This is a genomic window from Epibacterium sp. MM17-32 (assembly GCF_022348205.1).
GTDB lineage: Bacteria > Pseudomonadota > Alphaproteobacteria > Rhodobacterales > Rhodobacteraceae > Epibacterium.
The window spans coordinates 99,000-113,048 of record NZ_JAKRFC010000017.1; the positions used below are offsets into that span (position 1 = coordinate 99,000).

Below are 14,049 nucleotides of genomic sequence, written 5' to 3' on the forward strand. Positions count from 1 at the left end.
AGCGTCGATAGCAACGGCCAATGTCCGCAAAGGGCCAACACCGGTCATCCCCTGCGCCTGGCGCGAACGGCAGCTCTGGGCCGTTACTAACCCTTTTCAAAAATCGACTGCGTTGCAACATCGTACTCAAACAGATGAAGGCGCCCCTCTTCGATCAATTTCGCCGCTCGGCCGACATGGTCCGGTAAGACGTAGAACCATTCCTTGGGGTAAACCTTCTTCCCGAAACGATCCGTTACATAGAGCTCGGCCGGCCTGGCCGCAGCGAAGAAACGATGAAGAAGATTCTCAACTTTGCGGCGGGGCAGGTTTTGCAGTTCATAGGTTGCGACGATGTCCACGGGGGCCAGCAAGAACGTGGGATCGTTCCGGGCATCTACAACTCGGCGCGCGACATCCTGACTGGTCACTCCGATCTTATGCAGGATCATTCGTTCCGCCCTGATCGCAGGATCCTCAGAGCGTGACCGAGCGACGTAAATCGTCCCGGAAAGTTCGAGCTGATCCGTTTCCCAGTCTGGATCGAGGGGTCCAAGCCCGACCTTCTGAACCATACGGGCCGTTTTATCATCGTTGAGCGACTTGCGGAACGAAGACATGAGAGGATCACTCTCCATGCCGTTGGAAAAGATGACCCGAAGTCTGTGGTCACGAGAGCCGCCTCGCGCAGACATTTCGGATTTCTCAGCTATCATCACGAGAAGCCCGTTGCGGATAAAGAAATCGCCTTCTATAGGCTCAATCACGGACCATTTCTTTACAGGCAACGCTTGGCGATCGCCCGCCTCTAAAGCCTGCTGCACCGCTTCAAAACGCTCTGCAAACCTCTCGAAGTCGCTACAGGGAACAAATTCCGCCCGATGATCGGGCAAATGCCGGTCTGCGGCAGGCGTCGTATGTTTCAAGTTGATCAGTGACGCATCCACCGAAAGTTCGTCATCATCGAAGATGTCATCGAGGCTGGCAGGCACATCAGAACCTAGTGGCTCATCTCGCCAAGATTTCAACGCATGCGCAGGTTTGTCGTCCAGGAGCCCAAACCGATCATCCAACCGCATTTGGTCTGTCGGCGCAGACTTGATGGATGCCCAGATCGAACCGAGCCGCATCTCGTCATGGTCCACCGCGTCAGGATCGGGAACGCGCCCGTGTTTCTCAAAGAACGCTGAGACTTCTCTCAGCGCGCCCGCTCCTTGGTCGGAAGCTACAGTGGCGCGGCTGCCGCGCAGCCTAACATCCAACAGGCCGAATTCATCGTCTTCCGCAAATATGTCATCCAAGCTCGGCCGCGTCATTGTATCGCGCCCTCGCGCAGCCGCTTCGCCTTCTCAGCTTTCAGCCAGGCCAGCGCCTCTGCCATCCGCTTCTCCAGGGGATCGGCGGAATGAACGTTCGGCTCACGTCCTTCACTGGCCCGAAACGCCTTGATCCTCGGCCAGAGGGTTCGAGCCTCGTCGCCGGTCATGTTGACCCGCAACGCAACCATCGCCGATTGGACATGAGCCAGGAGCTCCGAGTTCAAAGACTTCGATGCGACCTCGAACCGCTCACGAAACGTGTTCACACTGTCGATGAGCTCAACATCGATGTCGCGGACGTTGATGAATTTTTTGACCATCTGCAGCAGCGTATTGGGGGCGCTGTCTCCGGCTTCATCCCCATCGTCATCAAAAGCTTCCGCCGTGCCGGGGCTGCCGTTCAAAGGTGACTGCCCTGCAGCGAAGCCACGCTCAGCTTCTCGCCGCGCCAAAGTTAGCACGTTCATATGCGCCGCAAGGTGTTGCCGAACAGACTCGGCCTCTTCTGAATCCAGAGTTTCGTATCTGCGCTCAATGATGTCCGTCAGAACCATTTGCGTGGCAACCTCGGGCGCCGTGTCGGGAGAAAGGACCCGTCTATCCATTTCCTGGTAGGCGGTAGCCATCAAGTCGTGCATGTCCTTCTCGCAGATTTCCCGAGCACGATCAGTGGGTGGCTCAATCAGTCCCCTGATACCGATGGTGACGTTGCCTTCGGCGTCAGTGCCGACTGGGGCACGCACGTCGCCATCCTCGCGCCGATAGAATTTGAAGTTGGGTGCCAACACCTGCTCCATGAGCAGAGAACCAGAAATGGCCTTCAGCATATCGTTGACCGCGTCCGTCACAACGCCGGTTTCCACACCCGGCTCGGCAACCAGGTTGGTGAAGAGCGCACGCGGCTTACCCGGGGCATCGCGGGTGGCTCTCCCGATAATCTGCACGATTTCGGTAAGCGATGACCGGTAGCCGATCGTCAGGGCATGTTCACACCAAACCCAGTCGAACCCTTCTTTCGCCATACCAAGCGCAATTATGATGTCGACCTTCTCGCGGTCCGCCGTATCGTCTCGACGACCATCAGCGCCTTTGATCTCTCGAGAAAGCGCAGATTTAACGATGTCGCGGCCTGGTCCGTCATCAACCAGATCGGCGATTTTCAGAATCTGCCCATCTGGCCTGCGGACCAGATCAAATCCGGTCTCAGGATCGCGACCTTCATGGACACCCAAGAGGTCGAGAATCTTCCCGACCTCGTTGTACTTGTCGTCGAATGCCTCGGACGACCCCCGGTGAGGAATATGGATGATCGTCTTCTGGTCAGGGTTCAGCACCCCTGGCAATCCGTTGACGTAATTGCCCTTGTAGAATTCGTAGTTGATCCCGAGTGCCTTGAGAAATTCGTAGCCTTCCAGCTGCTCGTAGTAGCTGTAGGTGATCTTGGTGAACCGATCCTCATCCTCTGGCCGCAACACCGGATCCGCATCCCCGCGGAAATAGCTGCCGGTCATTGCCATCACATGGCATTCCGCTCGGGAAATCAGGCTGCGCAGGATCACGCCCAGCCGGTTGTTCTCGGAGGCAGAGACATGGTGGAATTCGTCAATGGCTATGAAGCAATTGTCAAAAGCCTCGATCCCCACAGTTCTTACCACCTCATCGAAACCGAACCGGAATGTGGCATGGGTGCAGACCAGCACCTTGGCATCGCTTTTCAGAAATGCCTGAAACGCCTTGACCTTTTGCTTGTCTGCGTCCTCGCCCGTTAAACAGAGGTTCCAGCGATCCTCGACGTCCCAGTTCGCCTCAAACCCGTAGCGGGTCAGATCCGTCGAGCGGAATGACCCGCCAATCGATGTCTCGGGGACGCAAACGATCGTCTTTTCCAGCCCCTGATGAAGCATCTTGTCGAGAGCGACGAACATGAGCGCGCGGCTCTTGCCAGCGGCCGGCGGCGCTTTGAGCAAAAGGAACTGCGCCGCTCGGGCGGCATAGGCGCGGGCCTGCATCGGGCGTTGGCCCAACTTGTTGGTTGTCGAGTTGGAGCGCCCATAGGTCACGTTCACCATTTCAACCATGTCATTCTTCCTTCGGGCGCGCGTTGATAATCTGGTTCACGCGGCAGCGGGTTGCGACCCATGTCTCCAAGTCCGGTGAGGACCACGCGATCAACTTTAATGCGTCTTGGTACTTCGATGATGGGCCTTTGTCGAAAATCGCATTGTGGTGCGCGATGCGGTTACGCCAGCGGCGCACGCTTTCGATCAAGTCGTGCAAGTCTTCCAGCTTGGCGTCCCATGGGGCGTGCTTGAACACCCGCTGAAACCCTTTCGGGAACAGATAACGCTGGAACCGCTTGGTCGTTAGGTGCTCCCAAAACCCGAAAGACAAAGCCGAAACCATGTGGTGGGCGTCCATAACGTCACCGTGTTGATCGGTCTCATCAGCGATCGCGTTGTCGAGGTCCTTTCTGCGAACTGGGTCCAGGATCTTGAGGAACGTTGGGTTTTCGAACCATCGCTGGTCACGGAACGTTAGCGCGTTGTGTATGCTGTTCCGGCAGGTCACTTCGGCCATATGCAATGCAAAGTGAAAGGCCTCGGACAGGTCGCAGTTCCAGAGGTAGATGTCCTCGCGCGCCACCCCGGAATCACCGGCCGCAGGGGCGTATCGCTGCAGTCTTCGGTCACTCAGGCAGTCGGTTAACAGCTTCTGAACCCTAAGATCGGTCAGAGTTTGAACTTGATCCGTGGCCACATCGGCGCTATCTATTGCTTCGTGAGACGCGGTGAGGTTGCCTTTAGGTGCTTCGGCAGGCTTCTGGCCCCTCCCGTGGACAAGATCATGAGGCGGGCCTTCGGGCGCCGCCTCGCTTGTTTTTGGGGGTGTCGTTTGCCCGCTCATGCCTTCGCGCCCTTCTTATCCTGCGATTTCACCTTGGCGGCATAGAGCTTGAAGAGCTTCTCCAACCGCTCGGTGTCATTCCGGAAGGGGCGGCCGATATACATCGTCTCCAAGAGGTCATCGTTCTCCCGATGCACGGTGCGCAGGTCGTCCGGCATTTTGTCGGGGTCGTAGAGTTCGGCGATGGTCTTGGGAAAATGCGAGTAGCGGCACTTGAGGATGCGCCGCGCAGAGGCGGATAGCTCGGCCAGTTGATCCTCGCTGAACTTCGGCACGGGGAAGGTGTTCCAACCGAGGGTGTTGGAGTAGCGGAAATCGGACTTCAGCTTGCCGCAGACCGTGGCGATCCAGACGAGATGCAGGCGCGATGCGATCAGCGCGATGCACCATTCAGGAGCGTCGTAAAGGACATGGTTATTGTCAGAAGACACAATTCGACCAGATGCACGATCAACTGGCAGATAGTCACGGCGCTCCGAGCTGGTCCTTGGAACCAGCATCATGTGGCTTTGAGGAGCGTTGTGCTCTCGGAACTGGTGTGGTCGTCTAGCCAGTCGCTTGGTGCCTGCGTCAGAACTCTTCGAACGATCCAGCGCCACCCGCTCAATGCGTTCTGCGACAGCTGGAAGTGATTTGGCAAACTCCAAGTCCTCATCGTCTATCCAGAGACAGAACCGATCGAGCCCTTTGATCACTTCGTTCGATCCAACGAACTTGAAAATAAACTTGTCGGCATCAGGCTCTTCCTCGAGCAGTGCTTCGCGTTCAGCGGGAGACAAGATCAGGTGGCCGAAGTCGTATGGGAAATTCCCGGGCCCCATCGAACCAAGTCCAAATATGGATTTCCTGGTAGCTTCGACGAAGACCTCGGGGCCGTCGAGAAGGTATGCATTGATGTGGGCGCACTCTATCCGAAGTTCGCCATCGAACAAATTCCGGACCTTCTCCCCCCCAGACGACAAGCCGACGATTACACATTCAACGGCGGCGTTCTTGGCGGCGTTGTTGCGCCACTTGAAGGGACGATGGGCAAAGAAAATTTCGATGGGCGCTGTCAGGACGGTACTCCAAAGGGGTTCGACTGCTGCCCCTTGGACGGTAGAACTCGTCGTAATCAGCGATGACTTGGAGCGTCCATTTCGAAGATATTGAGAAGCCAAGAACATCCACGCCGCACTGAAATCGAGTCGCCCCGCATTCGAGACGTTTCCTTCGAATACAGCATTGAAGTCGTCCCTTTGCTCCCTCGATCGATATGTCGTTCCGACGAACGGCGGATTGCCCGCGATGAACACTTCCTCTCCCTCGCCAGGAGGCGGGCAGACCTCCTCCCAGTCGATACGCAGGGAGTTCCCAGTGCGGATATGCGCCGCATCCTTCAAAGGCAGCGCAGCCGGACGCCGCCCAAACACCTCGGCAAAGCTGGCATTGGCTTGATACTCGGCAATGAACAGCGCGAGCTTGGCGGTCTCTGCCGCAAAATCCGCGATCTCGATCCCGTAGAAATTGCTGATCGGGATGGCCGAAAACATTTGCATCGAGCCGGGGCCGTTGAGTTCCTCCAGCCGCTGCAGGATGCGCGTCTCCCGCGCCCTGAGTTCGCGGTAGGACACGACCAGAAAGTTGCCCGAGCCACAGGCAGGATCAAAGACGCGAATACGCGACATGCGATCCAGCACCTGTTGCAAGGCTTTCGCGCGATCCCAAGCCTTGTGGATTTCGGCATCCAGATCATCGAGAAAAAGCGGCCCGATCACCTTCATGATGTTCGGGACCGAGGTGTAGTGCATCCCCAGTTCCGAGCGCTGCTTGGGGTCGGCCACCGACTGGATCATCGACCCGAAGATGTCAGGGTTGATCTCGCGCCAATCAAGATCGCAGGCATCTCGCAGGTAGCGGAAGGCGATTGTGTCAAAGCGCGGCGCATCGATTGTGCCCGCGAACAGTCCGCCGTTGACGTATTCCAGCTCTGCCGTCCATGCTGGCAGTGCGCCGCGCTTGTCCTTAGGCAGGTTCATCGCGTTGAAGGCGGCAATGATGGTTTCACGTGCCTCTTCGCCCTTGTCGCCAGCATGGGTAAACAGAAGGTGCGAGAACTGGTTGTCCGGGAAGATGCCCACGTCCTCGGCGAACATGCAGAAGATGAGGCGCATCATCAGCTGGTTCATTTCGTGCCGGCGCTCGTCGCTGCCCCAGTCTGGGTTGGCTTTTGTCAGCGCGTCATAGAGGCGGGCGAGTTTACCAGTTGCCTTGACGTCGACAGGGTTCTCTTCGACCGCGCGGTAGCGTTCTTTGCCCGCTGCAGGCAAGAAGAAGCCGAAATGATCACCAAGCTCGCTGAAGGTGCAATGCAGCGTATCGCCTGAAGCCGGGTGTTCCGCTGCAATGGTTACGCCGTCGGTCGCGATCAAGATCGCGGGCTTGGACGCCTTGGTCTTCTTTGAAGCGCGCAGTTGATCGAGCGTGACATCGGTCAAGCCCTTTAGGGCAGGCGCGTAGTGGAACTTCTTGTTGAACAGAACGCCGCCAGGAAGATCCGACTTGTTGGTCGAGCCATTGCGCAACTTCGAGATCGCCGCCTTGGCCGCGTCCGTCGCCTCGGCAAAAGCAAAGGGAAACTCATTCGGATCAAATGGCTTGGCCGCAATCTCGGCAAGGGCATCATAAATTTCAGTCGGGTTCATCAACAGGCCTCGGAATTCGTTACACTATTCGTAGTCAAAGAAGCCGCCGGAAACTACCGAAAATAAACGCGAAATACACGCCTGGCGAAATCTCTTTGACCGGATTTCAATCGATCTTCTGCCCGGCGGCCGCTCGATACCCTCGCCGCGTCTTGTTCGCTGCAAGCTTCATGAGCGCGGAGACGGCTCCACCCTCGTCGGGATGCTGTTCGATCAGCATCTGCCCTCGAAACCCAATTCGACCCCATTCCCGCACGAGGCATGCGCCGCCAAAAAGGTCTGGCTGAACGCTCATTCGATAGAAGCGCCGCATGTTGAGAGACGGGTCGATCCGTTTGAGATCGACTGTCGTCGGGAACACTTCCATTTGCTGCATATCATCCAACATATTGGGCTCTTCTTTCTTAAGTTCCACAATATCAGGTGGACATCTGTGTTTCCACTATGTTCAAATTTTCCCGACTCAGATGAAACCTCTTCACTGAACTCTCCCCTAACTTGGCAGACCTTCTGCGGGTTCGGGACTTTGACTGTGCTTCGTGTTCTTCGATAGGGCGACAAATGGTAAAAAGCATCTGCATCTTCTCGGACGGAACCGGCCAGATGGGCGGCGCCAGTCCAGACCAACGGCTCTCAAACGTTTACAAGATGTACCGAGCCATGCGCCCGGGACCAGATTCGCCCATTAGTCCGAAGGACCAAGTAGCCTTTTACGACCCCGGCTTGGGAACGGGAGAAAGTGGCGGGTTTTTCGGTCGGATCAAGCCGATCCTTGAAAGCGCCGTCGGCACCGGCATCGACCACAACATCATCGATTGCTACGAGCAGATCATCGCCCATTACGAACCCGGCGACCGTGTGTTGCTGTTCGGGTTCTCGCGCGGGGCCTACACGGTAAGAGCACTCGCCAATGTCATGAACCTTTGCGGTGTCCCAACGCAGATGCCCGATGGCTCTCCGGTGCCGCGTCACGGGCCCGGCCTGCGCAAGATCGCCAAGGACGCTGTGAAGTTCGTCTATAACCACGGGGCCGGGAAACCACGGACACAGAACCCATATTTTGTGAACCGCGAAGAGCTCGGCAAACGATTCCGAAAGAAGTATTCAAGCTTTCCCATTGAAGGTGACGGTAACCAAGGCAACGTTCAGCCAACATTCATCGGGGTCTTCGACACGGTGGCATCACTGCGAACGGCTGTTGTCCGCACCTTGGTCTGGGGCGTCACGTTCGGGGTCGGGTCGGCTGTTGCCGCAAGCGTTGCATTCGGGTGGTCTTGGCTTTTGGTTCTTCCACTCGGCGTCCTACTAGTTGCACTTCTTTGGCAGCTTGGTTCCCTGTTGCTCGACAACTTCAAATATTTCTCGGACGATCCCGAGCGCAAACTGAAGCTCTGGCGCCCAACGGATTGGCCGCAGATCCTCAAGACAGGTCATTTCGCGGCTTGGAACAAGCGCAACTACGACAAGTGGCTGGATCCCGATGTCCAACACGCCCGTCACGCCATGGCGATCGACGAGGACCGTGCTGACTTTCCAAGGGTTGGATGGGCATCGAAGGCGGCCGCGATTGAGACCAAAGATCGAGAGCCGAAGTGGCTGAAGCAGATCTGGTTCCCGGGCTGTCATAGCGACATCGGCGGAAGCTATCCCGAGGCAGAGTCCCGCCTGAGCGATATCGCCCTCGATTGGATGGTCGACGAATTGAAAGAGTGTGTGCCGTCGATCCAGATCAACGAGAACGTCTTGAACCGCGCCCCTGACCCTCTGGGTTTGCAGCACCGCGAAGACGCGATGGTAGCATTTGGCCCCCTCCGCATCCGCTGGAAGAAGGGAATTCGCGCAGTTGGCGACGACTTCCCGCTCCATCCTTCAGTCGAAGAGCGCATGCGAGCCAAGGCCGTCGCCCAGTGTGGCGAGGTCAAACCCTACCGACCTGCCCAGTTGAAAGAGCGACGCGACTTGAAATTCTACTACGATGAATAGGGGACTAGCCGACGGCGCTCACCCACCCAACAACTCCTCGATGAAGTCCTCCTGCCGGTCGAGCACCGCTTCCCATTCCTTCGGCACGGCGGCTTCCCGCTCGAGCGCCTCGGGCTCGGGCTGCCCGCGCCCGGCCTCCATCGCCATCACGCTCATCGCGCGCGCTTCGCGGCGCTGCGAACGGTCCCGGACCGGTGCGCGTTCGGCTGGTTTCGCCTGCTCGTCTCCACCAGTCTCATCTCCACCATCCCCACCCCATGGCCCCACGCCTTGGACGCTAGGCGGGTACGGGAATGGCTTGCCCTCCTGACGGGCCAACATGTCCTTGAAGAACGGATCGTCGTAATACTTGATCCGGCTCGCCTTGATCGGATGCTGGGGCGAGGCGAGGATAATCACCTCGTCAGGGTCCATCAGCCGCGCCTCTGTCTCGGACAGCAGTGGCCGTTCTTCGAGCCGCGCTGATGTCGAAGTCGCCCCGAGGAAGCCCTTGTTGCGGCCATACATCCGGGTCACCGCCTCGCGGGTGGTGCTCCCGACGGCGGCGGAGACCTCCTTCACGGTTCGCTGGTCCCGCGGCGTGATGTAGAGCTTCAGCCCTGCCCCGTTCTCGAGGCTTTCGCGGCCTTCGGGCCCGTAGATCCGGTCGAGCGAAGCCAGCGACTGCGCGATCATTGCGACGCGGCCGCCGTAACTTGCCAGCGAATGGATCGCCCGTTCGAGATAGGGCATCGCCCCCATCTGCTGAAATTCGTCGATCATCATCATGACGGGCCAGGGCTCATCCGGACCCGGCTCGTTCAGCCGGATCGAGGCAATGAGGTCGGCGAACATCAAGCGCAGGAGCGGCGCCAGCGTCGCGATATGATCTTCAGACACCGCGATGTAGAGCGATTGCGGGGTTTTGCGGAAGGTCGAGAAATCAAAGTCGCTCGCCTCGGTGGCCGAGCGCACCGCCGGGTTGTCCCATTGTTTGAGACCGGCCGTCATCAGCGCCTGGATGTTTGAGGTCAGCAGCCGTGACGAGGCCGAGGCCGCATTGGTCCAAAGCTCGCGTAGAATGTCTTCTTCGGCCTCGTCTGCATAGGTCTTGTACTGGGCGTTCTTGTATTCGCCCCCGGCGACGATCTTGTTCACCTCGCCTAGGTTCGGCGTGCCGCGCTGGATCGCCAGCAGACAGGCCGCGACGAAGATCGACTTGCCGGCCTCGGAGAAGGTGTCGAGTGTCTTGTTGTCCTTGTCGAGGAAGAGGTCAGCGAGGATCGACACCTCGGTGAAGCGCTGCGCGAATGTCGGGGCCTTGGCGATCCGCGCCAGAGGGTTGTAACGATGCGTGGCGTTGGCCCAATCAAACGGGCTGAACCGATAGACCTCGTCACCGTTCAGTGCCCGCAGCCGTGCAGTCTTTTCAAAATTCTCGCCTTTCACGTCGAGCACCACCACCGAGCCCGCGAAACTCAGCAGGTTTGGGATCACGAAACCAACGCCCTTACCAGCACGGGTCGGGGCCACCATCATCACATGCGGGATCATGGTCGAGGAGATGAACTCAGCTTTGGAGATCGGCGCGCCAAGCTTGCCACAGACGAAACCCTTGCCCGGGGCCTGCAACATGTCGTTCTTCTTCAGCTCCGCCTTGGTCTGCCAATGGGCCGATCCGTAGTCGTCGCGCTCTTTCTTCCAGGTCCAGGCAAGCGCCAGGGCGCCGAGGCCAATTGAACTGAGCCCGACGGCGCCAAACCCCACCCTGAACGCCTCGGGGTGCGCAGCGCGAGTGCCGGCGCTGGCCTTCCATAGCGCCAGCATATCGAAACTCTGAAACCCGGTCTTCAGGGCCAGAGTCAGGTAGAAGGCGGCAACGATGGTGCCGATGACGGCGCCGCAGATCACACCGAAGAGAAGCGCAGCCCAGAGGGGAAGTGTCTTGGTCATGGTGGTCATCCCCTTCAGAATTCCATCTCGTCATCGAGACCACGATCCAGTTCTTTGGCCCGGCCAAGATCACGCCCCAGCTCCTCCTGCTGGCCACGCATCCGCGCCACCTCCGTCGCCTTGTCCTGCTGCAACCCGGCGGCGCGGTCGGTGAAGACCTGATCGCCTGTCTCCTCGAAGGTCATCTCGAGGAATTCCTGCGTGACGGTGATTTGGTCGATCTTGCTCGGCAGGGCCGCATCCAGCACCTCGTAGTTGCCACGGCGAAGTGCAGCCAAGCCCTCCTCCCCCAGCTCTTTGAAGAGCTCGGAGTGCAGGGTCCGCTCGACAATCTCTTCCTGTTCCTCGGTGAGCTTGCCGTCCCGCAGCATGTCGGCGAGGTCCTGCAGGTAGGGATTGGGCGTCCGGTCATCCTCGTCGAGGAGCGGCAATGTCGCCTCTTCCTCATCGGCAAGGGTTCGGCCGATCTCGACGCCCAGTTCCTTGGCGCGTTCCATCAGCGCGTCCATCACGCCGTCGACCTTCTCGAGCGCGGCATCGAGTTGATCGTCATTGGCCGTCTCTACGCTGAGACCGTCCTTCGACAGCACCGCGTTCATGTCCCGCTCGACCCAGTCCTGCGCCATACCATAGTTGCGCGTGCCGCCCGCCGCGATCCGGGCCACCAGCTCCTCGCTGTCCATTCCGGCTTCCTCGGCACTCTCGAGCACCTCACGCAACCCCTCGTCCTTGCCAGACTGCAGCGCGCCGATCAGCACATCGCTGCCCGCCCCCGGCGGATAGGGTTCTTCGAGCTGCTTGCCAAAGCGCGCGCGCAGTTCCGGGTCCGGCACCATCTGAGAGAGATCCGCGATGATCGGTGCGGCCTTGGCCTCGAATGCGGCGCGTTCGGCCGGGTCCAGTTCCTCGGCCTTGAGCCTCAGCGCCTCGATCGTGCGCTCGGAATAGTCGATCGCGTCACCGACGGTCTTGATGTCCTTCATGTCTATCTCTCCTTCGGTGAAGTTCCACGGCGTGCCCGAGCCAAGCCCGTCCGCCATGCCGCGTACGGCGCGCGCCAAGTGGCGCTGGTCCATCCGGTCCAGCAGATCTGCGAGGTTCTTGTAGTCCTTGGCGAAGCCGACCACCTGCGCCTGCGCGATGGCGGATTCTTGGGCCGTCATGACGATCTCGCGCGGCAGCCTCGCCTCTTCCTTGGCGCGGTAGATCTCCTCGATCCCGGCGGGCTTTTCGAAGATGCCGCGCTCGAGCCGGGTGGTGGCATCAAGCATCACGCCGTAGCGTTCCGCGATCTCGGCCTGCTTCTCGCGCATGAGCTGCGGCGACATTACGCCCTCGGCCCAGCAGGAAAACCAGGTGCCGTTTTCGACGCCGCGATTGTTCAGGATGATATGGGCATGCTTGTGCGCCCGGTCGTCATGGACCGCGAGCACATAGTCCCACTGGTCGCCGTATTCGCCGCTCTCGAAGAAATGCTCCGTCCAGTCCATCGCGATGTCGCGGACCTGGTCGACCGTCACGTCGGTCGGGAAGGAGAGCAACATGTGCGAGGTGAAGCCGAGCTTGGTCGAGCCGCGCCAGGTCCCGGCCCAATCCTCGATGATGTCTTCCTTCTGCTCCTCAGAAAGCACCGCCGCATCGGTCAGCGCGTTGGTCATCGTCGAATAGGTGTAGACCGCCTTGTCGTTGATGTAAGAGATCTGCGCCCCGAGCGAGGCGCGCGTCTTGCAGCCCCCGGCCCGGATCCGTTTGAAGACCGCCGCGCGGCTCTGGCCCGAGGCCGCCTTCAGCGCATTGCGCGCTGACATGGATCCGACGCGCGCGAAACTGCGACCCTGCCGACGGCCCGCCAACCGCGCATCGATCCGTGCCGCGGCCTGGCCCCGGATGCGCTCATCCTCCCAGAGCCGGCCCATGACCGAGGCGTAGAGGGCGAGCGGATCAGCCATTCCGGACGAGCCTCAATCCGCCGCGCTCGAGCGTGCGCAGGTCATCCTCCAAAACTGCGCTCTCCGCCCCCTGCCCTTCTTCCTTTTGCGGCCACTCCTGAAGACGCAGCGCCTGCGCCGCATCCTTCATCCGGCCCATCTCGCGGCTCATGGACTGGGCCAGATCGAGCAGTTCGATCAGCACCGCGCGATCCGCCTCCGAGACCTCCAGCCGACCACGATGCACCGCCTTGGCAAGGGCCAGTCCAGCGTCGCTCACGTCCTTCGCCTGACGCCACGCCGCGCAGAATTCTGCGACCAGATCGCGCGGCACATCGAGAAACCCACACCGCCCGCGCAGCACCGCATTCAGTGCCTGCGAGCGGCTTGCATAGCCCCGTTCGCGCCACTCGGCATCGAAGGCGTCCAGCTCGGATCGGCTCGCCCGGAACGCCACCGCCTCGCTTGGATCGCGCACCGTGATCCCCTCGCCCGCCTCCTCTTTCGCGAGCCGGTTCACGTGGCGCGCAGAGATGCCAAACACCGCCGCCAACTCTTTCGCGCTCTCGCCCGCCGCGAAGCGTCGCGCCACTTCGATGCGCTCTTCAAGCTTCAGGTTTTTCGCTGGCCTCGGCATTAGGGCGTTCTCCCGCTTCCAAGGAAAGGATGCATGCGCAGACGCACGCGAGGCAGCGATTGCCCGCAATCGCGTTCGCGTGCGGCGGAGCATTCAGCTTTGCGGGAAACGCCCATGACAGACCCCTCGGACAAAATGTGCAAACATTGGCCATATCCTGCCAACGTCTTCCTCGGGCATTGAACGCCATCAAGGCCCCGCGTTGCAGCGCGACATGGAACGGGTTCCGCCCTCATCGATGCAAGACAACCAGGTCGAAAAAATCTGCTGAAGCTTGTGTTCAAGACGCACGCGACGACAGGCAAACCGAGCGCCTGAACCGGTCACGGATCGGGCGCCAGGAACACGAATACGCCCCGCGCGGGATGGCGCGGATCACGCCCGTTAGGGGCGTCACAATGTTGGTGAGGATCGGCGTCAGACCCCTGCGGATCCGAAGAGCCGCAGGGGTATGTGGGTCAGTGACCCAGTCCCTGAGAGCGCAGATCGTCGTAGCGGCTGCGGGCGATCAGCGCCTCGGTCTCGAGGCTGTCGAGTGTCTCGGGATGGGCGTCGTCATCAAAGGCGGCAAGGTAGGCATCAAGGGCCATGTCGGCTTGCAGTTCGGCGAGGTCGATGGATTGTTCGAGTGTCATGGTGTGATCCTTTCCGTTGATCGTCGTTGGACGGATCGTGGAAAAGAC

Annotated in this window: 10 protein-coding genes; 1 reads left to right on the top strand and 9 read right to left on the bottom strand. The window is 59.6% G+C overall.

Annotation, left to right across the window (positions count from 1 at the left end):
* Positions 1 to 86: 86 nt before the first annotated feature.
* The 5 genes from MHM88_RS20345 to MHM88_RS20365 form a co-directional block, all read right to left on the bottom strand.
* Entirely contained in the window at positions 87 to 1,280 is a 1,194-nt protein-coding gene (locus MHM88_RS20345; RefSeq protein ID WP_239368596.1) for a GIY-YIG nuclease family protein, read from the bottom strand.
* 11 nt (positions 1,281 to 1,291) lie between these two features.
* Complete coding sequence (locus MHM88_RS20350) at positions 1,292 to 3,376, bottom strand: DEAD/DEAH box helicase (protein ID WP_239368598.1); 2,085 nt, start codon at positions 3,374 to 3,376, stop codon at positions 1,292 to 1,294.
* 1 nt (position 3,377) lies between these two features.
* Positions 3,378 to 4,202, bottom strand: coding sequence for an Abi family protein (locus tag MHM88_RS20355; protein WP_239368600.1), 825 nt, complete (start codon positions 4,200 to 4,202; stop codon positions 3,378 to 3,380).
* The gene (locus MHM88_RS20360) at positions 4,199 to 6,886 is read right to left on the bottom strand and encodes a DNA methyltransferase (protein WP_239368603.1); all 2,688 of its coding nucleotides are present in this window, start codon (positions 6,884 to 6,886) and stop codon (positions 4,199 to 4,201) included. Before MHM88_RS20360 ends, MHM88_RS20355 begins: the two co-directional genes overlap by 4 nt.
* A 106-nt stretch (positions 6,887 to 6,992) precedes the next feature.
* Positions 6,993 to 7,274, bottom strand: a complete 282-nt coding sequence (locus tag MHM88_RS20365; RefSeq protein WP_239368605.1) for a WGR domain-containing protein — start codon at positions 7,272 to 7,274, stop codon at positions 6,993 to 6,995.
* A gap of 173 nt (positions 7,275 to 7,447) precedes the next feature.
* Here MHM88_RS20365 and MHM88_RS20370 point away from each other — a divergent pair, with 173 nt between their 5' ends.
* Positions 7,448 to 8,869: a DUF2235 domain-containing protein gene (locus MHM88_RS20370; protein ID WP_239368607.1), complete on the top strand. Its 1,422-nt coding sequence runs from the start codon at positions 7,448 to 7,450 to the stop codon at positions 8,867 to 8,869.
* 18 nt (positions 8,870 to 8,887) lie between these two features.
* Here MHM88_RS20370 and MHM88_RS20375 read toward each other — a convergent pair whose 3' ends face one another.
* From MHM88_RS20375 to MHM88_RS20390, 4 genes are all read right to left on the bottom strand, one after another.
* On the bottom strand, positions 8,888 to 10,801 hold the full coding sequence (locus MHM88_RS20375; protein WP_239368609.1) for a type IV secretory system conjugative DNA transfer family protein: 1,914 nt from the start codon (positions 10,799 to 10,801) through the stop codon (positions 8,888 to 8,890).
* A gap of 14 nt (positions 10,802 to 10,815) precedes the next feature.
* Complete coding sequence (locus tag MHM88_RS20380; RefSeq protein ID WP_239368611.1) at positions 10,816 to 12,750, bottom strand: relaxase/mobilization nuclease domain-containing protein; 1,935 nt, start codon at positions 12,748 to 12,750, stop codon at positions 10,816 to 10,818.
* On the bottom strand, positions 12,743 to 13,366 hold the full coding sequence (locus MHM88_RS20385) for a helix-turn-helix domain-containing protein (protein ID WP_239368613.1): 624 nt from the start codon (positions 13,364 to 13,366) through the stop codon (positions 12,743 to 12,745). The genes MHM88_RS20380 and MHM88_RS20385 overlap by 8 nt, the downstream gene beginning before the upstream one ends.
* 458 nt (positions 13,367 to 13,824) lie before the next feature.
* A partial coding sequence (locus MHM88_RS20390; protein WP_239368615.1) for a hypothetical protein occupies positions 13,825 to 14,049 on the bottom strand: 225 nt, incomplete at its 5' end.

Bases quoted from the DNA above. Each gene is read 5' to 3' on its own strand.
- MHM88_RS20360 (WP_239368603.1), bottom strand. From the start codon at position 6,886: ATGAACCCGACTGAAATTTATGATGCCCTTGCCGAGATTGCGGCCAAG.
- MHM88_RS20375 (WP_239368609.1), bottom strand. From the start codon at position 10,801: ATGACCAAGACACTTCCCCTCTGGGCTGCGCTTCTCTTCGGTGTGATC.
- MHM88_RS20385 (WP_239368613.1), bottom strand. From the start codon at position 13,366: ATGCCGAGGCCAGCGAAAAACCTGAAGCTTGAAGAGCGCATCGAAGTG.
- MHM88_RS20355 (WP_239368600.1), bottom strand. From the start codon at position 4,202: ATGAGCGGGCAAACGACACCCCCAAAAACAAGCGAGGCGGCGCCCGAA.
- MHM88_RS20365 (WP_239368605.1), bottom strand. From the start codon at position 7,274: ATGTTGGATGATATGCAGCAAATGGAAGTGTTCCCGACGACAGTCGAT.
- MHM88_RS20370 (WP_239368607.1), top strand. From the start codon at position 7,448: ATGGTAAAAAGCATCTGCATCTTCTCGGACGGAACCGGCCAGATGGGC.
- MHM88_RS20350 (WP_239368598.1), bottom strand. From the start codon at position 3,376: ATGGTTGAAATGGTGAACGTGACCTATGGGCGCTCCAACTCGACAACC.
- MHM88_RS20380 (WP_239368611.1), bottom strand. From the start codon at position 12,750: ATGGCTGATCCGCTCGCCCTCTACGCCTCGGTCATGGGCCGGCTCTGG.